Source organism: Streptomyces sp. NPDC030838 (genome assembly GCF_055572035.1).
Map to the genome: position 1 here is coordinate 87,512 of NZ_JBVIED010000016.1, position 20,286 is coordinate 107,797.

The following is a 20,286-nucleotide window of genomic DNA, read 5'->3' on the forward strand; positions in this document are numbered from 1 at the left end:
CGGAAGAGATATCTGGTGATGGCGCTTCCTCGAGCCGTGGCACCTGGTGTCACGTGGCGTGGTCGCACCGGTTCCGGAGCGTGCCCGGCGGGCCGCTCAGTGTCGACGTACGACGTACTGCCCGCATACGAGGTACGAGACACAGTGCGACTTGGGGGGCTCCCGGAAGAATGTCTGTCCCGGACGGGGACACGAGGCACCTCGCCATGGTGGGGTCGGGTGCAGACTTGAGGTTAACACTACCGGATCCAACAAACATTCCCCCTCTCCACATCCGGCAATCGCCCGCTGCTTTTCAGTTCGCGCCGTTCGCGCCGTTCGCACCGCCGGTCGCGAGCGGCAGCACGCTCGCTCCGTGCAGGTCGAGGGCCAGCCGGTTCGCCGCCCAGTCCGCACCGGCCAGCGCTTCCACCTTGTCGGCCGTTTCGGCGTCGGCCAGGGCCATCACCGTCGGTCCGGCGCCGGAGATCACCGCGGGGATCCCGTCGGCCCGCAGCCGCTCCACCAGCGCCGCGCTCTCCGGCATGGCGGGGGCGCGGTACTCCTGGTGCAGCCGGTCCTCGGTGGCGGGCAGCAGCAGCTCGGGGCGCCTGGTCAGGGCCTCGACGAGCAGGGCGGCGCGGCCGGCGTTGGTCGCGGCGTCGACGTGCGGCACGGTGCGCGGGAGCAGGCCGCGCGCGGTCTCGGTCAGGACCGGCTTTCCGGGCACGAAAACCACCGGAACGATGGAATCCGCGGGATCCATCCTGATCGCCCGCGCGGCGCCGTTCTCCATCCAGGAGAGGGTGAAGCCCCCCAGCAGGCAGGCCGCGACATTGTCGGGGTGGCCCTCGATCTCGGTGGCCAGCTCAAGCAGCGCCGCGTTCTCGAGACGGGCCTCGCCGCCTATGGTCACGGCGCGCGCCGCGACGATGCCGGCGCAGATGGCGGCGGAGGAGGAGCCCAGGCCGCGGCCGTGCGGGATGCGGTTCGCGCAGACGATCTCCAGGCCGCGCGGCTGTCCGCCCAGGATGTCGAAGGCGGCGCGCATCGAGCGCACGAGCAGGTGCTTCTCGTCGCGGGGAAGCGTCTCGCTTCCCTCACCCGCGATGTCGATGTGCAGCCCGGAGTCGGCCACCCGGACGACCACGTCGTCGTACAGACCCAGCGCGAGGCCGAGGGCGTCGAAGCCCGGGCCGAGGTTGGCGCTGGTGGCGGGGACGCGCACCCGGACGGCGGCGGCGCGGAACGCTGGACCGGCCATCGCTCGATGACTCTCCTTGAGCTGCGTGATTGTCGAAGACATTCGATGACGTACGAGAACCCAGGGGACCGCTGGGGGAACCGCTGATGGGGCCGCTGATCACGAAGACGGCGCGGCACCGCGGCATATGCGGCGGGCGGGTTCGGTACAGCCTATCGAAGGAAGGTTCTGTGGCGACATAGGGCGCACAGGAGGCGCACGATGCGTGTCGTAAGCCCCCTGTGCACCCACCGTAGAGAAGTTCCCCAGGCAAGCGCCCTCTTACGCCTGACGTGGCGCTGGTTACACCAGGCCCAGGCGCTCGGCCGCCGTCGCCGCGTCGACCGGGACGGTGACCGGCTGCGGCGCGCCGGCGACGGCCCAGTCCGGGTCCTTCAGGCCGTTGCCGGTGACGGTGCAGACGATCCGCTGGCCGGGGTCGACCTTGCCCTGCTCGGCGGCCTTCAGCAGACCGGCCACCGACGCGGCGGAGGCGGGCTCCACGAAGACGCCCTCCTGGGCGGCCAACAGGCGGTAGGCGCGCAGGATTTCACGGTCCGTCACCTCGTCGATGAGGCCGCCGGACTCGTCGCGGGCGTTCAGCGCGTGCTGCCAGGAGGCGGGGTTGCCGATCCGGATCGCGGTGGCGATGGTCGACGGGTCCTTGACGACCTCGCCGCGCACGAGGGGCGCGGAGCCGGACGCCTGGAAGCCCCACATACGCGGAGTCCTGGCCGACACGCCGTCGGCGGCGTACTCCTTGTAGCCCTTCCAGTAGGCGGTGATGTTGCCCGCGTTGCCGACCGGCAGGACGTGGATGTCGGGCGCGTCGCCGAGCATGTCGACGATTTCGAAAGCGGCCGTCTTCTGGCCCTCGATACGCACCGGGTTGACCGAATTGACCAGGGCGACCGGGTAGTTGTCGCTGAGCGCGCGGGCCAGCGTCAGGCAGTCGTCGAAGTTGCCGTCGACCTGGAGGATCTTCGCGCCGTGCACCAGGGCCTGGCCCATCTTGCCGAGCGCGATCTTGCCCTGCGGGACGAGAACGGCCGAAACCATACCGGCGCGCACAGCGTACGCGGCGGCGGAGGCCGACGTGTTGCCCGTGGACGCGCAGATGACCGCCTTCGCGCCCTCCTCCTTGGCCTTGGAGATGGCCATGGTCATGCCGCGGTCCTTGAAGGACCCGGTCGGGTTCGCGCCCTCCACCTTGAGGTGGACCTCGCAGCCCGTGCGCTCGGAGAGCACCTGCGCGGGCACGAGCGGCGTGCCGCCCTCACGGAGCGTCACGACCGGCGTGGTGTCGGATACCGGCAGCCGGTCCCGGTACTCCTCGATGATTCCGCGCCACTGGTGGGTCATTGCTGGTTACTCTCCTTCAACCCGCATGATGCTGGCGACACCGCGCACGGTGTCGAGCTTGCGCAGCGCCTCGACGGTCCCGTTCAGGGCGGCGTCGGACGCGCGGTGGGTGACGACGACGAGGGACGCCTCGCCGTCCTTCCCCTGCTGGCGGACGGTGTCGATCGAGACACCGTGCTCGGCGAAGACCGTCGCGACCTGGGCGAGCACACCCGGTTTGTCGGCCACGTCGAGGCTGATGTGGTAGCGCGTGACGACCTCGCCCATGGGCGAGACGGGCAGCGCGGCGTACGCGGACTCGCCGGGGCCGGTGCCGCCGCTGAGCCGGTTGCGGCAGACGGCGACGAGGTCGCCGAGGACGGCGGAGGCGGTGGGCGAGCCGCCGGCACCGGGGCCGTAGAACATCAGCTGCCCGGCGGCGTCGGACTCCACGAACACGGCATTGTACGCACCGCGCACGGAGGCGAGCGGGTGGGTCAGCGGGATCATCGCCGGGTGCACGCGCGCGGTGACGGACTCCCCGTCGGCGGCCCGCTCGCAGATGGCGAGCAGCTTGATGGTGCAGCCCATCTCCTTGGCGGAGGCGAAGTCCGCCGCCGTCACCTCGGTCATGCCCTCGCGGTAGACGTCGTCGAGGCGTACGCGCGTGTGGAAGGCGATGCCGGCGAGGATCGCGGCCTTGGCGGCGGCGTCGAAGCCCTCGACGTCGGCGGTCGGGTCGGCCTCGGCGTACCCGAGCGCGGTGGCCTCGTCGAGCGCCTCCTGATAGCCGGCGCCGGTCGAGTCCATCTTGTCGAGGATGAAGTTCGTCGTCCCGTTGACGATGCCCATCACCCGGTTGATCTTGTCACCGGCGAGCGATTCGCGGAGGGGCCGGATCAGCGGGATCGCACCGGCGACGGCGGCCTCGTAGTAGAGATCCCTGCCGTGCTCCTCCGCCGCCGCGTGCAGGGCGGCGCCGTCCTGGGCGAGGAGGGCCTTGTTGGCGGAGACGACGGAGGCGCCGTGCTCGAAGGCGGTGGTGATGAGGGTGCGGGCCGGCTCGATACCGCCGATGACCTCGACGACGACGTCGATGTCCCCGCGTTTGACGAGGGCGGTGGCGTCGGTGGTGACGAGGGCGGGGTCGATGCCCTCCCGGACCCGGTCGGGCCGCCGTACGGCCACGCCCGCCAGCTCCACCGGGGCCCCGATCCGGGCGGCGAGGTCGTCGGCGTGCGTCGTCATGATGCGCGCCACCTCTGAGCCGACCACTCCACAGCCCAGCAGCGCCACCTTCAGCGGACGCGTACGCATCATCCGACCTCGTTTCCTCATACCGTCTTCGGTTGGACCAGTCTCACTCACCGGACCGGAGTTTCTGCCACTGGTCCGGATCGTGAGACGTCTATTTCATTTTCGCAGGGGCTTCAGACAGGAGATCTTCCGCCCCGGCGGCTGACACGGGTCAGCCCACATCGAGCCGCAGCAGATCGTCCTCGGTCTCCCGGCGGACGATCACCCGCGCCTCGCCGTCCTTCACGGCGACGACCGGCGGGCGCAGGACGTGGTTGTAGTTGCTGGCCATGGAGCGGCAGTACGCCCCGGTGGCCGGTACGGCGATCAGGTCGCCCGGTGCCAGGTCGGCGGGCAGGAACGCGTCCTTCACCACGATGTCACCACTCTCGCAGTGCTTGCCGACGACCCGGGTGAGCATCGGCGCGGCGTCCGAGGTGCGGGAGACCAGCGCGACGCTGTACTCCGCGTCGTACAACGCCGTACGGATGTTGTCGGACATGCCGCCGTCGACGGAGACGTACGTCCGCAGCCCGTCCAGCGGCTTGATGGTGCCGACCTCGTAGAGCGTGAAGGCGGTCGGCCCGACGATGGCGCGCCCCGGCTCGACGGAGATACGGGGGGTGCGGAGGCGGGCGGCCTCACACTCACGCGTGACGATCTCCGTCAGGGCCTTGGCGATCTCGTGCGGCTCGCGGGGATCGTCGTCACTGGTGTAAGCGATGCCGAGACCACCCCCGAGGTCGATCTCGGGCAGCTCGACGCCGTGCTCGTCCCGGATGTCCTTGAGCAGTCCGACCACGCGGTGGGCGGCGACCTCGAAGCCGGACATGTCGAAGATCTGCGACCCGATGTGCGAGTGGATCCCGATCAGCTCGAGCCCGTCCAGCTGGAGCGCCCGCCGCACGGCCTCGGCCGCCTGCCCGCCCGCGAGCGGGATACCGAACTTCTGGTCTTCATGGGCGGTGGCGATGAACTCGTGCGTGTGCGCCTCGACCCCGACGGTGATACGAATCTGCACCCGCTGCCGGACGCCGAGGGACTGGGCGATGTGCGCGACCCGGGCGATCTCCTGGAAGGAGTCGAGCACGATCCGCCCGACCCCGGCGCGGATGGCCCGCTCGATCTCCGCCGGGGACTTGTTGTTGCCGTGGAAGGCGATACGGTCGGCCGGCATCCCCGCCGACAGCGCCGTCGCCAGCTCACCGCCGGAGCAGACGTCGAGGTTGAGCCCCTCCTCGTGCAGCCACCGCACCACCGCGCGGGACAGGAACGCCTTGCCCGCGTAGAAGACGTCGGCGTCCTGGCCGAAGGCGGTGCGCCAGGCCCGCGCCCGCGCCCGGAAGTCGGTCTCGTCGAGGATGTAGGCCGGGGTGCCGAACTCCTCGGCGAGGCTCTTGACGTCGATTCCGCCGACGGTGAGGACACCGTCGCTGTTCCTGTCGACGGTGTGCGCCCACACCTTGGGGTCGAGGGCGTTGAGGTCGGCGGGCGGAGCGGAGTAGTGGCCCTCGGGAAGGACGTCGGCGTGACGGGGCCCGGCGGGGTGTGCGGAACGGCTCATGACGTGTCGTGGCTCTCTCAGAGGTGTTCGGGTGCGTCGATGCCGAGCAGGGACAGGCCGCCGGCCAGCACCGCCCCGGCGGCTTCGGCGAGGGCGAGCCGGGCACGGTGGGCGGCCGAGGGTTTCTCCGCACCGCGCGGGAGCACGGCGGGCAGCACGGGGAGAACGGCGTCGGCGACGCTGACGAGATGCCGGGCGAGACGGTCCGGGGCACGGTGGGTGGCGGCCGCGGCCAGAATGCGGGGGTGATCGGCGAGGAGAGCGAGCAGCCCGTCGCTGTCTCCACGGTCGCCGAGCGGACCCGGCTCGGCGGTGAAACCGAGGTCGGCGGCGTTGCGCTGGAGCGCCCGGGTGCGGGCGTGGGCGTAACGCACGCGGAAGAGCGGATTACTCTCCCGCTGGACGAGATGATCGGCGCTGATCCGGGGCCGGTCGTGCGGGGCGGGATGCAACAGGGCCCAGCGCGCGGCGTCACGTCCGAGCGGCGCGGGATCCTCCGGCGCGGGCACGGGCCGCAGCGTCACGGGCTCACCGTGCTCCACCTCTGCCCGCCCGCCCTGGGAACCGACGATCCGCACGAGCGCGTCGGCGACGACTTCGGCGCGCACGTCGTACGGAATGCGCAGGTCCACGACCTGCCCGGCGAGGGAGTCGCTGTGCCCGTACCGCGCACCGTCGCTGAGGATCCGCCGCAGGAGCCGGTCGACGGCCGAGCCCTGAAGCCGGATATTGATGAACCCGGGCCCGGTGATCCGCACGCCGCCGACGCCCTCCACTCCCGCGAGATACGGCCGGATCACCTCGGCAACTCGCAGCGGCGGCTGCCCGGCCGGCCGGGCCAGCTGAAGCGCGATGTTGGTCGCGTAGTCCCCCCAGCCCCCCGGCCCCGGCGGCGCCACCACGGCCCGTGCGGGAACGGTCACGCTCAGCTCCCCCGCGTCGACAGCACGACGCACCGCGTGCAGCACGGTGCGCGAGAGCTCGACGGGGGTCACGGGACAAGCGTAGGGGAGGAGGGGGGTGGGTATGCGAACCGGTTTACGGAGCCTTCCGGCATGTGGACGACGCGGGCCGCTGCGGCGCGGCTACCTGGCATCGACGGCGGGCGCACTGGCGTCAGCAGCGGACGCCGCGGCGGGCGGACCCCGCCCTCAACTCCCGGCGCGCCCGGCGATCTCCCCTTCCTCCGCGCCGATCAGCCCACCGGCCGGCCCGCTCCCGCCGGCCCTCTTCCCCTCCAGCAACCGGCGCACCATCCGCACGAGTTCCGAGGGCTCGAAAGGCTTGGTGAGGAAGGCGTCGACGCCGATCTCGAGACCGCTCTCGACCTCGTACTGCGTACAGGCGCTGACGATCGCGAGCGGAAGATCACGGGTCCGCGGGTCGTCGCGCAGCCGGGCGGCGGTCCGCAGGCCGTCCAGCCGCGGCATGACCACGTCGAGCGTCACCACATCGGGCCGCACCTGATGCACAACATCAAGACACTCGGCACCATCGGCCGCGGTCACGACCTCGAGACCCTCCAGCTCGAGATTGACCCTGATCAGCTGCCGGATGACCTTGTTGTCGTCCACAACAAGCACCCGGCCCGACGCGCCTGGCACAACTTGAGAGTAGGTCCGGACCGGCCACCGCGTCCCGGTTTTCCCCACTTCCACCCCCTGCGGGCGACCCGGCCCTCCCCCGGCCCACATCACCACCCCGGAAACCCGTTCATGAACACCCCCGCGGAGCTGGTAATGTTCTACCCGTCGCCGCAAGACACCGCGAACGACGCGCCCCCGTAGCTCAGGGGATAGAGCAACGGCCTCCGGAGCCGTGTGCGCAGGTTCGAATCCTGCCGGGGGCACCCCTTATGAGGTGCCTGAAGACCCCGTCGCCAGTGGAAACGCTGAGGTCGGGGTCTTGGCGTATGTGCAGGTGTATGCAGCGCTGAGCGGCCCTAGGGCGGGGTCTGTGGACTATTCATGGACCGGATCATGGGGCGTCTTGCCTGGTCAGCCCCTGAGTTTTCGGAGTGCCCGTCAGCCGGCGTCCGGCCATTGCTCAGGGGGCGGAGGCGGCTCCGGCTCGTCCCGCTCCGCCTGCCGCGCATTCTCCCCTCGCAGGGCCGTCAGCCACGGCCACAGATCCGGCAGTGGCTGCGCCGGGCAGGCCAGGCGGTGCTCGATACGGCACCGCTGGAACTGATCCGGCGGACAGACCCCGTAGACGGTCACCCGCCCATCAGATAGCTGGATCCACCGGTGCTCCGCCGGCACCGTGTGGGCCAGGGGAGCCATGTCCGGTTCCAACATCACCCAGTCATACTCAAGCGTCGCCACTCGATCTTGCGGTAAGCCGCAGTACGGACAGCGCGACTGCCCGCTACCCAGTCGGCGCGGCGTCTTCTCTAAAGCCCCATAGGGCGAGGGTGGGCAGCTCGGCGACCTGTGCGTAGAGCGCGAACCAGACGGGATACCTGAGGCAGTCGTGCGCTGATGGAATGGCATACGACCCGGCAGGTGCAACTAGCAACCACCGACCGAAGAAGCGCGACCGAGACACGACGGAGCCCCCAGCCCGAAAGCCGGGGGCTAACGCTCTAGGGACCGATCACTCGTACTCGCGCACCAACTCTTCGATCTTGCGGTTAGCGATTTCCTGCCGACCAGCGATGCACTTCGCGTAGCGGCTCAGCAGGACCTCAACGCTGTTGCCCGCCCGCTCGGCGACCTCGGTCGCATCGACCCCGGAGTTGAGCCAGGTCGGCAGCGCCGAGTGCCGCAGGTCGTAGGGGGCGGGCGGCGGGCGGCGGGCGGCGAGGCGACCACGGCCGGCGGAAGCCAGCGCGCGCCTCCTGCCATACGCGGTAGTACGTGGACGAGCCGCGACTCCCCCGCGCTCGTTCGTGAAGAGCCACCCGCCCTTCGCAGTGCCGAAGGTGTCGAGGTGCTGCCCAGTAGCTTTCTCTGGGATCTAAGGGCCCCTCCGGAGCCGTGTGCGCAGGTGCGAATCCGGCCGGGGCACTCGCCGGTCAGAGACTCACAAGCAGGGTCTGACCAGGACGGATGCCGACAGCAAAGGGCGGGAGTCAGGCTCACTGCCCCCCCTTCTCACGCCCTCTCACCGCTTGTCCGTGAGGAGTGCGTGAGCCACGCACAGGCTCACGCGGCGACGGGCGTCTCCCCGTCCATCGCCTTCTCGATCTTGTTGTCCTCCTCCTCGCTGTTGTCGACGAGCCCGCGTATGCCGGTCGATGACCTCCGGGGAGGTTCCGGCTCGCCGGGCTACTTCCGCGATCGCGAGACCGGCCTTGAGCCACTGGGTGATGCAGGAGGCACGACCGGCGTACGGGTTCTCCGCCAGGGGGCGAGTGGAACTTGACCGGCGGGAAGGCGTACGCCCTCGCCTCCACCCACACCCTGTTAGTAGGTCGTCCCGACCAACTGCGCTGCCCCTACCTGGGGTGCTACTGCACCCCAGAACTCACAGGCGGGAAGGATTAACGGCCCAGGTACTCCTTGATTAGCTTGACGTCCTCTCGGTCCTTTTGCCGATCGAACCGCACTTTCCAATCAAGAACCTCTTGCAACGGGCAGAAGGGAATCCCGCCGATTAGTTCTGCCTCCTCAATCAAGTTGTCGGGCTCCTTTGTGCCTGGAAGCCAGCGATCAAATACCTCAATGGCGCCTTCGAAGAGAAGCACCATGCGGCCGCATCCGGAAGGAGCAAGCATGGGATCAGACAGGTCCGATACCAGCTTCCAGGCAGTACCACGAGCCACGACATCGAGGTCTCTGATCTCTTGCCGAAGCCCGTGGGCAAGCAGTGGGCCGCTACCAGCAACGACGTAGTCCGCCGGCGGCAACTGGAGCGAGCGCAACTTCTCAATCAGCGGGTGCCTGCTCAGCTCCAACGCGCCTCCTACAGGACAGGCAGCCCGACCGTCGCGCGAGCAGCCATACTCATGGCCAACGATGCAATGACACTCGCCAGCGTACCGAGCAGGAAGTACTCAGAGGCGTACTTGCCATGGTCGGAGGCAGGACCACGCGCCAATGACTTGGCGGTCAAGGCGAGTGCCGCAGCCTCCGGCTGACCAGCGGCCAGGAACGCAAACATAAGACCTCGCTCCAAGAGGCCGATACTGCGACTGCCCATCATGAAGTCCTCAGCGAGACGGCGCTGAGTGTCCCCCACCGGCAGCGCATCGACCGCTCGACGCACTGGAGCAGTTGCAGCCTGGGCGAAGGCACCGCCGCCGAACACGGCAACGAGCCCGGCAGACATAAAGATCGTCGCCCTATCGCTCAGCAGCAGCGCCTCACCCAGCGCCTGGGCAGTCGCGCCAGCAGCCCACCACGCCACGAGCGTCGCAATCACCAACACACCGGCGCCAACGCGTCGCACAGCTGGCACCGACCCAGACGTGAGAGGCAGCGTGATGGAGAACCCCAAGGGGGGCATACCGGCGGGCCTATACAGGAGCACCGTGGACCAGGCCACTAAGCAGACCGCAATCAAAGCCAACAAGGGCTTCTCCTCAGCCCGGTATGGCCAGATCACAAACCCGCCGTAGATCACAGTGAAGAGAACCATCGACCAGGGGCGCGATCGCTGCCAGCCAATCCCCCATGGAACAAGCACTGCCGCAGACAGCCCGAAGAGCACCCTCCCCGTTTCCACGCCCTCGCCTTAACTCCCGTGTCTACCAAGGCACTTCACCTTACGTCAGGCGCAGCATCCTATCGGGTTGGGAGGTGAATGATCACGGTTTTGCCGCTCCCCCGGGAGGCACAGGGTGTCCGACTGTCCGGTCAGGGCTACGACCTTCACGAATGGGTCGAACATCCCTAACAGGTCATCTCGTATGGCGTAGTTGGCCGGGGCAACACACCAGGCGACGTGCGGACCGCAGTGCAGCGATTGAGAGGTCACCCTGGGCAGGCCCACGTATGCCCTAGGTGGCTTGCCGGGTCAGGGGAACCGCGCGAGCCAGCCGCCCTTCCGCCCAGGGATGCTCATCGCACAGGCGTGGGAGGCGGAATCGGCAGACTCGATGGCGGTTCCAAGCCCAAGGCAGTTGCTTGCAGTCGGCGAGTCATGGCGCGCGTCCTGCCAGGTGACGCTGCAGGTCGACGTGGCGGAACTGGTACACAGCTCCCATCTGGCGTAGTACTCCACGCTTCTCGTGGGCGTCGGCCAGGAACGTCATGAAGCGCCAGGGGAGGCGCCCTTGCGCCGCCAGTCTGATCCGTGCCATCAGGAATTCCATCCAGACGGTCCGAACCAGTCCCAGCATGAGACCGACCGCGAATCCGAACGCAAGCCCCATCAGGAGCGCCCACAAGAAAGCGGCCTTGAACCCGAACAGGAACGCGCCCGCGAGTGCGAACGTAAGTAGGCCCGCGAGCCCGCCCGCGAATGTCATGGTCCAGAAGGTGCGCCGGTCGCGGGCCAGCACAGAGCCTGGCCCCACGGCTTTGGCCAGATCAGGGTGTTCGGATCGCAACCCACCCATGAGCACGAATGGAAGCCCGGACACGAGCCCGACAACGATCGCGGCCAGGAGCCGGTTCGTGAGCCCATACCACCCATATCCGAGTAGGAATCCGAAAACGGTTCCGAATGGGACCCCGAATCTCAGCCAGGATCTCCCCCTCAAACTCCAGCGCATCCCCGAACTCGGATGTTTGTCTCTTGCCGACCTGGCAAGGAGCGTTGCCGCCGCGGTCCACGGGAGCCCGATCCAAAACCCGAAAGCGAGCGCGGGCGCGAGGAGGCCGGTCGTGAGCCCGAGCACAAGGCTGATGGGGAACGCGCCCATGAGTCCGATCGCGAGTCCCACCGCAAGATTTAGTCCCCGGTCAGGCTGAGCTTTGGGCAGCTGCCACCAGGCGAGGTTGGGCGTGCCGTTGAGGTGTACTGAAGGTGGCAGGCCAGGAAGGTGAGGGTGCGCTGGGCCTGTCGGGTGGTCCAGCGAGGGGGGTGCTGAGGGTCGGGGCGGTAGGCAGCTGGGATGAAGGCGGCGAACAGATGCCTGTCGATGTCCTGCCGAGTAGGGAAAAGATCCTGATCGAGGAGTTCGTTGGGATCGGAGAGATCGGTGAAGCCCTCGCCGGGGCGAGGGTTGTAGATGGTTCGGGCCAGGAACAGTCCGAGCGGCGTGCTCAGCGCCTGGGAGACGGGGGCACCGGTGCCCAGCGCAGCAATGACTCGTCTCCAGCGGGCTGCGGCCTGGGTGCCGGAACCTCCGGCGTCCCGCTCCAGGTAGGCGGCTACTTTCGCTGGGTCCAGGGGGACGAGGCGGATCCCCGCGGCCGCGTTCAGGAGCACGGTGGTCCCGGCCGGTGAGGCCACAGCGTTGCGGTACTCGGCGGTGCGGCTGGAGAGCACGAGCGGCTGCCCAGCTGGCAGTGCCTGGTTGATGGCGTGTAGGGCATGAGAGCGCAGGGACTCAGGGAGTTCGTCCAGGCCGTTGAGGATGGGCAGGATTAGCCGCCGCGTGAGCAGGGCTGCGGCCTGAGTACCGGTGCTGGCCCGTGGGGGGTTGTCGGGCGCGTGGGTTGATAGCGCGGGGTGCTCCCGCACCAGTTGGGCGGCCATCCACGCATACAAGTCCTGCTGTGTTGGGTCCCACGAGGCCAAGGCGAACAGAACAGGAACTGGGCCACCAAGCGGGCGGTGTTCAAGCAGGGCCAGGGTGAGGCGGATGAGCAGCATGGTCTTGCCGGCGCCTGGTTCGCCGAGGATGACCAAGCGGCGGGTGGGAACGCGTTCGAGGACGTGGGCGATGGCGCCTCCCTCGCCGGCCAGTCCTCGGGGGCTGGCAGCCCACGTGGTGGGGGACTCTGCACGTCGGCCAGACCAGTCCTCAGCCAGCTCCCTGAGGTGCGGCCATGACTCGACAAGGTCCGAGTCGGCAGCAGTCCATTCGACCGACATTGGGAACGGATCGTTGAGGCGACGTAGCTGTGCCTCGGCCTCCCACTGCTGGCGCACACCCTGCGCAAGCTGGTCGACCACGTCTTCCAGCCGATCGGGGGCCGGTCGGCTCTGGCCGGCGCGGAGCACGGCGATCACTGCGGCGGGCAGTGCCAGCAGGCCGGTGAACGCGGATACCACGGCGATCAGGTAGTCGATCTTGTGGCCGAGCGCGATGTACCACGCCAAGAATGCCCCGACCAGGACTACATATAGTAGCCCGACCTGCTTCGGTACACGTCTCACAAGGCGATCATGCGGTAGCCCGGACGACATTCCTAAGATTTCAGCCGCTGACTCCGCGATATTCCATGGACGATGCCACGTTGGAGGTGTTGCCGAGTTCGTGAAAATTTTCGAAGGCTCCAGTCTGGGCCTGTGTCCAAACTCGTCAACAACCGGTGTCATCAGAAGCGAATGAAGCGAGTAGGTGCTTCAGATCTTCCACTGCCGTGCCGCGCACAGCGGGATACCCACCTCCTAACAGGTCATCTACACCAAATCAGATGGCTTGTCAGAGAGGACACATGAAGCCGGATTCCTTCCGGCGCCTCCGCTCTCCCAAGCGCCTCGCAGTCCGTCGCATCCCTGCCGCCATCAAGCGCAGGCAACGGCAGTATGCGCAGAACCAAACCAGCTACACGCCGAACTTGACAGGGAGGCGGCGGGCGGCGGCGAGCTTTAGAGGCCATCTCAATTGGTTCGGCCGCGCGTTTGAATTGCAGGTGGCGTTGAGGGGTGGCTCTGCCACATGATCACGTCATGACGAGTCCTGCCTCCTTCCGGGACCAGACCAACTGGTCCGACGGCTACTACGAGCTGGCCATAGAGGTTGGGTCAAGCGATGACGCCCAGATCCAAGCCGTCCTGAGTGCTCTGTGGTCTGCCGCAGACATTCGCGGGTGCTTCGGGCGGAGAGACCGTGAACCTGAGGAGCAGGATCCCGTGCCATGCACAGTGGGATCACTGGCCGAGTTCGGTCACCTGCACGGTCAGGTCCGGCTACCGACGGGCCAGCTGGCCGTGTGCGGTTGTGTGGCGATCCGGGGCGGTGATGAAAGCAGTGACTGGCTGGACTTCTACATCCCCGTCGGTGCCCTGAGCAAAGCAGGTGTCGCCTACTGGGACGGCCGACCGTTCTTCAGGTCTGCCGGGATAGACGAATGGCTGGCTGCCATCGGGGCCGAAACCTTCAAGAGCGCCTCCTTCAGCCTGGGGGTTATCGGTTTCGAGGTCTCCGGTTGCACCGACGCGTCGACGCTGGCGGGAGTGCTGCCGCAGACGCGTGACATCGGATACCTGCTTCCACAAGGCGACGTCCTGCACTATGGCGCCGCGAACACCTGAGCTCTGTCGCCCCGGGTGGGCATGAGCCTGCGATAGCAGATGAGGGTGCAGGCGATGCTGGTGAAGGCAAGGAAGTGGTCGGCTTTGCGTTCGTAGCGTCGATGGAGGCGCCGGCAGCCGGCGAGCCAGGCCATGGTGCGTTCGATGGTCCAGTGATGACGACCCAGTCGCTGCGAGGACTCGACGCCCTTGCGAGCGATGCGGTGGGTGATGCCCCGCTCGCGTAACCACCGCCGCAGGTGGGAGCAGTCGTAGCCTTTGTCGCCGTGGAGCTTGCCCGGCTTGCGCCGACGGGCCCGCGGCGGGAGCGGATCGGCGGTATGCCCTTCACCAGCGGGATCAGGGCCTGGCTGTCGTGCAGGTTCGCCGCCGAGATCCCGACAGAGATGGGCAGACCGGTCCGCTCGGTGATCAAGTGAATCTTCGAGCCGTATTGCCCCGGTCCACAGGATTCGGACCTGTCAGGTCCCCCTTTTCACCGCCCGCATGTTCACCGAGTCGATCGCGCAGCGGGACCAGTCCAGCTCGCCTCGGGCCCCGAGTTCGTCGAGGACCAGGCGGTAGAGCTTGGCCCACACCCTGGCCTTCGTCCACTCGGAGAAGCGCCGGTGGGCTGTCGCTCCCGACGGCCCGAACGACGCGGACGGCAGCTGCTGCCACGTACAGCCCGACGTGGCCACGAACACGATCGCGGCCAGCACCTCTCGGTCACCATGCCGACGCCGGCCACCACCCTGGGGCCGCGAAGGAGCCTCCGGCACCACTCGCTGGAACAGCTCCCACAGCTCGTCCGGCACCAGCCGCTCGACAACCCCCACCACAGCCCGCAGCCAACCGAGCTGGCCAAATAAGATGACCTCTAAGACGCAAGTGTCCGGGTGTCCGAAACCCGTGGCTGTAACACCCTGTGCTGCCGCCTGCCACCAGCGGTGGGGCACAGGTCGCTACTCCTTGCTGGCCCCAAAGAAGCAAGCCCTGTGCGTGAGAGATGTGTGAGTTTCAAAATCTCGGGATCCCGCCTGGCTGTTTGCCCAGTCGGAGCTGTAATCAAGCATGTTATAGACATGCCCTCCCGAGCCGTGTGCGCAGGTTCGATCCTGCCGGGGCACTCGCCGGTCACAGCCAGGTGTAAAGGTGTGACCAGGGCGGATGCCGACATACGAGAGCGGGACCCAATGTTGCTGGGTGTCCCGCTCTTTGTCATGCGTTCGCAGTCGACCTGCTGCGGCGGGAAGGCGTATTGCCGTGCCGAACTCCCTCAAGTGCGCCCGGAGCTCTTGACGTCAGAGTCCCCGAAGGCTGGTCCCGGACAGTGCGCTCGCCGTCACTGGTTGGCCCATCCACCACATGGCCTAAACGGTCGAGCAGGTTAAGCCCCGGGCCCCGCCCCGCCGGCACCGGCCGTTCATGCCGGGCGTTTGCGGGACGCTGTCGTCTTCTTCGCCGCCGGCTTCTTGGTCGTTGTCTCCTTCGCCGTCGTCTTCTTCGTGCCCTGGGTCGTCGACTTGGCCGTCGACTTCTTCGTGGCGGAGGCGGCGGGCTTCTTCGTCGTCTTCTTCGCCGTGGCCGTCGACTTCTTGCCGCCCGTCGGCTTCGGGGCGGCGCGCGCCGTCTTGCGTTCGGGGAGGGGGCTGACCTCGGCTTCCTCGCCGCGGGACTCTCTGGCCGCGCGGACGCTGTTCTCCAGGGCGGCCATGAGGTCGAGGACCTTGCCGCCCGCCGCGGGCTCGGGCGCCTCGGGGGGTGCCTCGCCGGCGGCCTTGGCGGCGATGACCTCCTCGACGGCCTCCCGGTACTCGTCGTGCAGGTCCTCCAGGTCGACCTCGCCGAGGGTGTCCATGAGGGCGTCCGCGAGGTCGAGCTCCTTGTCGCGGACGGTGACGCCGGTGTCGGGCGCGACGCCCTCGGGGGCGCGTACCTCGTCGGGCCAGAGCAGGCCGTGCATGGCGATCGCGTCGCCTACGACGCGGAGCATGCCGAGGCGTTCCCTGCCGCGTAGGGCGTATTTCGTGATCGCCACCTTGTTGCTGCGTTTCAGGGCCTCGCGCAGGAGGGTGTACGGCTTGGCGGCGGGCGCGCCGCTCGCGGCGAGGTAGTAGGCCGCGTCCATCTGGAGCGGGTCGATGCGGTCGGCCGGGACGAAGGCCACGATTTCGATCGTCTTCGCCGTCGGAATCGGCAGGTGGGACAGGTCCTCGTCCGTGATCGGGATGATCGTGCCGTCGGCGTCCTCGTAGCCCTTGCCGATCTCCGCCTGGCTGACCTCGCGGTCCTCCAGCTCGCAGACCTTGCGGTAGCGGATGCGGCCGCCGTCCTCCGTGTGGATCTGGCGGAAGGAGATCGCATGGCTCTCGGTGGCGTTCACCAGCTTGATGGGGATGCTGACGAGGCCGAACGAGATGGCTCCGTTCCATATGGATCGCACCTGCGGCACCTTTCGATCCGGCGAGCGTCCTGATGGGGGATATCGGCTGATTTCAACCGGTTTCATCCAGTTTCGTGTGATTCTCATCGTATGACGCCGATCACAGAGGTGGAGGGCCGGAGGCTCGCGCTGAGCAACCTGGAGAAGGTGCTGTACCCGGCGTCCGGCTTCACCAAGGGCGAGGTGCTGCACTACTACGCCGTCACCGCCGACGTCCTGCTGCCGCATCTGCGCGATCGGCCGGTGTCCTTCCTGCGCTACCCGGACGGCCCCGACGGGCAGGTCTTCTTCACGAAGAACGTGCCGCCGGGTACCCCCGACTGGGTCACGACCGCCGAGGTGCCCCGCACGGAGGGCCCGGCGCGGATGGTGCTGGTGCAGGATCTGCCGAGTCTGATGTGGGCGGCGAACCTGGTCGCCGAGTTCCATACCCATCAGTGGCTCGCGGAAAGTCCGGAGGAGGCGGACCGGGTCGTCTTCGATCTGGACCCGGGGGCGCCGGCGACCATCGTGCACTGCTGCGAGGTCGCGCTGTGGCTGCGGGAGCGGCTCGCCGAGGACGGGCTGGAGGCGTATGCCAAGACGTCCGGGTCGAAGGGGCTGCATCTGCTGGCGGCGGTGCGCGGAGCGTCCTCCGAGCAGACGTCCGAGTACGCCAAGGCGCTCGCCGTGGAGGCGGAGCGGGCGATGCCCAGGCTGGTCGTCCACCGCATGACGCGGAGCCTGCGCCCGGGCAAGGTGTTCGTCGACTGGAGCCAGAACGCCGCCCGCAAGACGACGGCGACCCCGTACACCCTGCGGGCGCGCGCCGAGCCCTGGGTCTCCGCGCCCGTGACCTGGGAGGAGGTCGAGGCGTGCGGGGATCCGGCACAGCTGACGTTCCGGGCCCCGGACATCGCCCCGCGCGTGCAGGACTACGGCGATCTGCTGGCCCCGCTGCTCGATCCCGAGCGCGCGGGTCCGCTGCCGTGACCCGGGTGCCCAGCTGTCACACGGCTGTCACACCTGTCACACCCGCGTCCACGTGTTCCGGTCCCGCGCCATCGCGTGCAGTGCCTCCACGTCCGCCGGTTTGAGGACACCGCCGAGTCGGCCCAGGCCGTCGAGGTCGGCGTCGGTGAGGACGCGGACCTCGCGGACCGGGCCGGGCACGCTCAGCCGCCCCGGCCCGACCAGCGCCAGCACGGGGCGGACCTCCGCGGTCAGGGCGTACGAGGCCCGGGACGCCTCGGCGCGGACGCGGCGCAGCAGCGGCTCCGGCTCGCGGTGGCCCAGCGCGACCATGGGGTCGGCGATGTGCACCCGCTGCCTGCGGGCGTACAGGGTGTGGACGGCGAACAGGCCGCCGGGGCCGATCAGCAGATGGTGGACGCGGCCGCCGCCGGGCAGCGGTACGGAGTGCAGCGTGTGCCAGCCGGCCCCGTCCAGGGCGTCCAGCGCGTCCCCGACCGTCTGCTCGGCCTCCAGAGCGCGGCGCCGCGGGTCGGGGCGCAGCAGCCGCCCGGGGGCCGGGTCCCGGTCGACGGCGACGAGCAGGGCCTCGCCGGGGCGGTTCGGGGCGAGGTCGTCGTCGGGGTGGAGGCTGAGCCGGGCCAGCTCGGCGGGGGTCGGGACGGGAGGCGGGCCGACCGTGACCGGGCCGGTGACGAAGGGGCGCAGGGCGGCGAGGACGTCCTCTCTGCGGTCCTCGCTCAGCAGGTTGACGCGGGCCGTCTCACGGTCGTACCAGGCGATGTTCGCGCCGTCCGGGAGACAGACGTAGAGCCGATCCCGGCCGTGCCGCCGGGTCGGTATGACGCGCAGTGCGCTCATGCGGCATCACCCCTCGACCATGGGAACAGGCGCGGTGCTGCGCGGGCAAGAACCCCGTCTGCCTTCGGGAGGCGCGCGGAGCGGTCCCCGCCTGGCAGAGTGACCCTCACCGGCCGCCGCGGAACGCCTCGCGGTGCGCAAAAAGGACGTCCGTACGAATAAGGTGTACGGGTCCCTGGTCAGCCTGATCACCGGAGTGCCGTGCCCGTCCGCGTCCGCCCCCGCGCCTGTGCCGTCGCCGCCCTGTTGCTGGTCACCGGCATCGCCGCCACGGCCTGCGGGGACGCCGGCGGGCTGCAGGCCGCGGGGCCCACACCGACCGCCGAGGGGCCCGTCCTGCTGTGGCCGACGCTGCCGCCGGCGTCCAGTCCCGCCTTCGAGATCGGCGAGGTGGAGCGCGAGGTGATCAAGGGTGTGCGGGTGCCCGGCGGGAACGTCCACACGGTGGATCCGGTGACGGTCGTACGAGCCGAGATCGACGCGCATCCGGACCTGTACGAGGGCGCCGACGCGCGCTTCCGGGAGACGGGGGCGCACATGGCCGAGTGCGCCGCGGGGCCGGGCCGCGGCGGGTGTCCCGTGCTCGCGCCGTACTACCGGGATCTGACCGGCGACGGGCGCGACGACCTGACGCTGGGCTTCCGGCAGCTGCCCGGCGAGCTGACCGCCGTACGGGTGTACACCGTGGAGAAGAACCGGCTCGTGCGGGTCATGACGTGGGACGACGCCGTCAGCGGGGTCGAGCTGGCCGGGCGGTCGGTGATCATCCGGTCGCCGTCGGAGGTGAAGGGGTACGAGTACCGGCTGCAGTGGAGCTGGGACCCGGAGCAGCGGGCGATGCTGCTGACCCACGACGAGATGCTGCGCACCGACCGGCGCACGCCCAGCCCGGCGGAAAGCCGGCGCACGCCCTCCCCTGCGGAGCGCACCCCCTCCCCCGCGGAGAGCCCGCGATGAGGCTTCCGCAGTGGGCCGGCGCCCTGGCCGTGAAGGCGGCGCTGTTCATCACCGTGATGTGCTGCGCGCTCGCCGCGCTGCTCGGCGCGCTCGTCCATGTCTCGGTGACGAACCAGACCGTCGGCGAGGCCCGTGACCTCGCACTGTCCCGGCTGACGGACGCGACGGCGGCGTACGAGGCGGGCGATCCGCTGCTGCCGGGCGCGGGCGTCGACCCGCACGAGCTGCCCGGGCCGCTGCGGGAGCTGGCGGCGGACGGGGAGCGCGGCACGATGGTCGCCGACCATCAGGGCCGGCCCACGATGTGGGCGGCGGGCCCCGCCGAGGGCGGACGCGCGCTCGCGGTGGCCGTCGACTACTCGCAGCAGGCCCGCACCATCGAGGGCCTGGACCGGGCGATCCTGTGGTCCTCGGCGCTGGCGATCGGGGCGACGCTGCTGGTCGGCGCGTTCGCGGTGACCCGGGTGACCCGGCGGCTGCACGCCACGGCGCGGGTCGCGCGGCGGATCAGCGCCGGCGATCTGGACGCGCGGGTGCACGACCGGCGGGCCGAGGATCCGGGCCGCCCGCAGGACGAGGTGGCCGCGGTGGCCGGCGCGCTGGACTCCATGGCGGCGTCGCTTCAGGGCAAGCTGCTGGCCGAGCAGCGGTTCACCGCGGACGTGGCGCACGAGCTGCGCACCCCGCTGACCGGGCTGCACGCGGCGGCCGAGCTGCTGCCGCCGGGGCGGCCGACGGAGCTGGTGCGCGACCGGGTGGCGGCGCTGCGCACGCTCACCGAGGACCTGCTGGAGATCTCCCGGCTGGACACCGGCCGGGAGCGGCTGGAGCTGGACAGCGAGGAGCTGGGGGCGCTGGCCCGGCGGGTGGTGCGGGCGTCCGGCACCGACACCGAGGTGCGGCTGGTGCGGGACGCGCGGGTGGAGACCGACCGGCGGCGGCTGGAGCGGGTGCTGGGCAATCTGGTGGCGAACGCGCACCGGCACGGGCGGACGCCGGTGGTGCTGACGGTGGACGGGCCGGTGGTCACCGTACGGGACCACGGGGACGGCTATCCGGAGTACCTGGTGGCGCACGGCCCGCAGCGGTTCCGCACGGAGGGCGGCGCGCGCGGACACGGCCTGGGCCTGACGATCGCCCTGGGCCAGGCGGAGGTCCTGGGCGCCCGCCTGGAGTTCGGCAACGCCCCGGACGGCGGAGCCGTGGCCACCCTGACGCTGCCTCAGACCCCGCCGGGGCGGGGCGCCCTCGCCGACGGCGTGGCATGACACCCCCGATGGCGACATGACACCCCCCGGTGGCGCCTCCCCACACCCCCTGTGCCGCCTCCCCGCACACCCCCTGTGGCACCTCCCC

17 protein-coding genes, 1 tRNA gene and 1 pseudogene are annotated in these 20,286 nt (G+C 69.4%); 5 read left to right on the plus strand and 14 right to left on the minus strand.

From position 1 onward, the window contains the following. Positions 1-295 precede the first annotated feature (295 nt). The 6 genes from thrB to ACZ42A_RS32515 form a co-directional block, all read right to left on the minus strand. Positions 296-1,243 carry a homoserine kinase gene (thrB, locus tag ACZ42A_RS32490; protein ID WP_468530888.1) on the minus strand — a complete coding sequence of 316 codons (948 nt, stop codon included), beginning with the start codon at positions 1,241-1,243 and terminating at the stop codon, positions 296-298. A gap of 282 nt (positions 1,244-1,525) precedes the next feature. Continuing rightward, a complete protein-coding gene (gene thrC / locus ACZ42A_RS32495; RefSeq protein WP_468530889.1) occupies positions 1,526-2,584 on the minus strand; it encodes a threonine synthase in 1,059 nt (352 codons plus the stop codon). Between the two features lie 6 nt (positions 2,585-2,590). After that, positions 2,591-3,883 (minus strand): homoserine dehydrogenase, encoded by a 1,293-nt coding sequence (locus tag ACZ42A_RS32500; protein WP_468530890.1) that lies wholly within the window; start codon positions 3,881-3,883, stop codon positions 2,591-2,593. A 148-nt stretch (positions 3,884-4,031) separates the two neighbouring features. Beyond that, entirely contained in the window at positions 4,032-5,423 is a 1,392-nt protein-coding gene (lysA, locus tag ACZ42A_RS32505; protein WP_468530891.1) for a diaminopimelate decarboxylase, read from the minus strand. A gap of 17 nt (positions 5,424-5,440) precedes the next feature. Then, positions 5,441-6,418: an ArgS-related anticodon-binding protein NrtL gene (gene nrtL / locus ACZ42A_RS32510; protein WP_468530892.1), complete on the minus strand. Its 978-nt coding sequence runs from the start codon at positions 6,416-6,418 to the stop codon at positions 5,441-5,443. A 156-nt stretch (positions 6,419-6,574) separates the two neighbouring features. Beyond that, entirely contained in the window at positions 6,575-7,117 is a 543-nt protein-coding gene (locus tag ACZ42A_RS32515; RefSeq protein ID WP_468531017.1) for a response regulator, read from the minus strand. An 83-nt stretch (positions 7,118-7,200) separates the two neighbouring features. On the opposite strand from ACZ42A_RS32515, the gene ACZ42A_RS32520 reads away from it, so the two are divergent. After that, positions 7,201-7,272, plus strand: a tRNA-Arg gene (locus tag ACZ42A_RS32520). A gap of 175 nt (positions 7,273-7,447) precedes the next feature. Here ACZ42A_RS32520 and ACZ42A_RS32525 read toward each other — a convergent pair. The 5 genes from ACZ42A_RS32525 to ACZ42A_RS32545 form a co-directional block, all read right to left on the minus strand. Next, the gene (locus tag ACZ42A_RS32525) at positions 7,448-7,915 is read right to left on the minus strand and encodes a DUF6083 domain-containing protein (protein WP_468530893.1); all 468 of its coding nucleotides are present in this window, start codon (positions 7,913-7,915) and stop codon (positions 7,448-7,450) included. A gap of 992 nt (positions 7,916-8,907) precedes the next feature. Further along, positions 8,908-9,321 (minus strand): hypothetical protein, encoded by a 414-nt coding sequence (locus tag ACZ42A_RS32530; protein WP_468530894.1) that lies wholly within the window; start codon positions 9,319-9,321, stop codon positions 8,908-8,910. An 8-nt stretch (positions 9,322-9,329) separates the two neighbouring features. Further along, a complete protein-coding gene (locus tag ACZ42A_RS32535; RefSeq protein WP_468530895.1) occupies positions 9,330-10,076 on the minus strand; it encodes a hypothetical protein in 747 nt (248 codons plus the stop codon). Positions 10,077-10,506: 430 nt separating this feature from the next. Continuing rightward, positions 10,507-11,253, minus strand: coding sequence for a hypothetical protein (locus ACZ42A_RS32540; protein WP_468530896.1), 747 nt, complete (start codon positions 11,251-11,253; stop codon positions 10,507-10,509). Between the two features lie 8 nt (positions 11,254-11,261). Next, positions 11,262-12,578, minus strand: a complete 1,317-nt coding sequence (locus ACZ42A_RS32545; RefSeq protein ID WP_468530897.1) for an NACHT domain-containing protein — start codon at positions 12,576-12,578, stop codon at positions 11,262-11,264. Between the two features lie 573 nt (positions 12,579-13,151). Here ACZ42A_RS32545 and ACZ42A_RS32550 point away from each other — a divergent pair. Further along, positions 13,152-13,736: a hypothetical protein gene (locus ACZ42A_RS32550; RefSeq protein WP_468530898.1), complete on the plus strand. Its 585-nt coding sequence runs from the start codon at positions 13,152-13,154 to the stop codon at positions 13,734-13,736. Here ACZ42A_RS32550 and ACZ42A_RS32555 read toward each other — a convergent pair. Then, a pseudogene (locus tag ACZ42A_RS32555) lies at positions 13,715-14,566 on the minus strand (IS5 family transposase). The gene ACZ42A_RS32550 and the pseudogene ACZ42A_RS32555 sit on opposite strands and share 22 nt — an antisense overlap. A 575-nt stretch (positions 14,567-15,141) precedes the next feature. Further along, entirely contained in the window at positions 15,142-16,161 is a 1,020-nt protein-coding gene (ku, locus tag ACZ42A_RS32560; RefSeq protein ID WP_468530899.1) for a non-homologous end joining protein Ku, read from the minus strand. A 90-nt stretch (positions 16,162-16,251) separates the two neighbouring features. On the opposite strand from ku, the gene ligD reads away from it, so the two are divergent. Continuing rightward, positions 16,252-17,133 carry a non-homologous end-joining DNA ligase gene (ligD, locus tag ACZ42A_RS32565; RefSeq protein ID WP_468530900.1) on the plus strand — a complete coding sequence of 294 codons (882 nt, stop codon included), beginning with the start codon at positions 16,252-16,254 and terminating at the stop codon, positions 17,131-17,133. A 36-nt stretch (positions 17,134-17,169) separates the two neighbouring features. Here ligD and ACZ42A_RS32570 read toward each other — a convergent pair whose 3' ends face one another. After that, positions 17,170-17,973 carry a nuclease-related domain-containing protein gene (locus tag ACZ42A_RS32570; protein WP_468530901.1) on the minus strand — a complete coding sequence of 268 codons (804 nt, stop codon included), beginning with the start codon at positions 17,971-17,973 and terminating at the stop codon, positions 17,170-17,172. A gap of 201 nt (positions 17,974-18,174) precedes the next feature. Between ACZ42A_RS32570 and ACZ42A_RS32575 the strand changes: the two genes are divergently transcribed. Continuing rightward, entirely contained in the window at positions 18,175-18,930 is a 756-nt protein-coding gene (locus tag ACZ42A_RS32575) for a hypothetical protein (RefSeq protein ID WP_468530902.1), read from the plus strand. Further along, positions 18,927-20,198 carry an ATP-binding protein gene (locus ACZ42A_RS32580; RefSeq protein WP_468530903.1) on the plus strand — a complete coding sequence of 424 codons (1,272 nt, stop codon included), beginning with the start codon at positions 18,927-18,929 and terminating at the stop codon, positions 20,196-20,198. Before ACZ42A_RS32575 ends, ACZ42A_RS32580 begins: the two co-directional genes overlap by 4 nt. The last annotated feature ends 88 nt before the right edge of the window (positions 20,199-20,286 follow it).

Excerpts from the sequence above, each read along its gene's own strand:
- thrB (WP_468530888.1), bottom strand. The coding sequence starts at position 1,243 with ATGGCCGGTCCAGCGTTCCGCGCCGCCGCCGTCCGGGTGCGCGTCCCC.
- thrC (WP_468530889.1), bottom strand. The coding sequence starts at position 2,584 with ATGACCCACCAGTGGCGCGGAATCATCGAGGAGTACCGGGACCGGCTG.
- ACZ42A_RS32500 (WP_468530890.1), bottom strand. The coding sequence starts at position 3,883 with ATGATGCGTACGCGTCCGCTGAAGGTGGCGCTGCTGGGCTGTGGAGTG.
- lysA (WP_468530891.1), bottom strand. The coding sequence starts at position 5,423 with ATGAGCCGTTCCGCACACCCCGCCGGGCCCCGTCACGCCGACGTCCTT.
- ACZ42A_RS32515 (WP_468531017.1), bottom strand. The coding sequence starts at position 7,117 with ATGTGGGCCGGGGGAGGGCCGGGTCGCCCGCAGGGGGTGGAAGTGGGG.
- ACZ42A_RS32525 (WP_468530893.1), bottom strand. The coding sequence starts at position 7,915 with ATGCCATTCCATCAGCGCACGACTGCCTCAGGTATCCCGTCTGGTTCG.
- ACZ42A_RS32550 (WP_468530898.1), top strand. The coding sequence starts at position 13,152 with ATGACGAGTCCTGCCTCCTTCCGGGACCAGACCAACTGGTCCGACGGC.
- ligD (WP_468530900.1), top strand. The coding sequence starts at position 16,252 with ATGACGCCGATCACAGAGGTGGAGGGCCGGAGGCTCGCGCTGAGCAAC.
- ACZ42A_RS32570 (WP_468530901.1), bottom strand. The coding sequence starts at position 17,973 with ATGAGCGCACTGCGCGTCATACCGACCCGGCGGCACGGCCGGGATCGG.
- ACZ42A_RS32580 (WP_468530903.1), top strand. The coding sequence starts at position 18,927 with ATGAGGCTTCCGCAGTGGGCCGGCGCCCTGGCCGTGAAGGCGGCGCTG.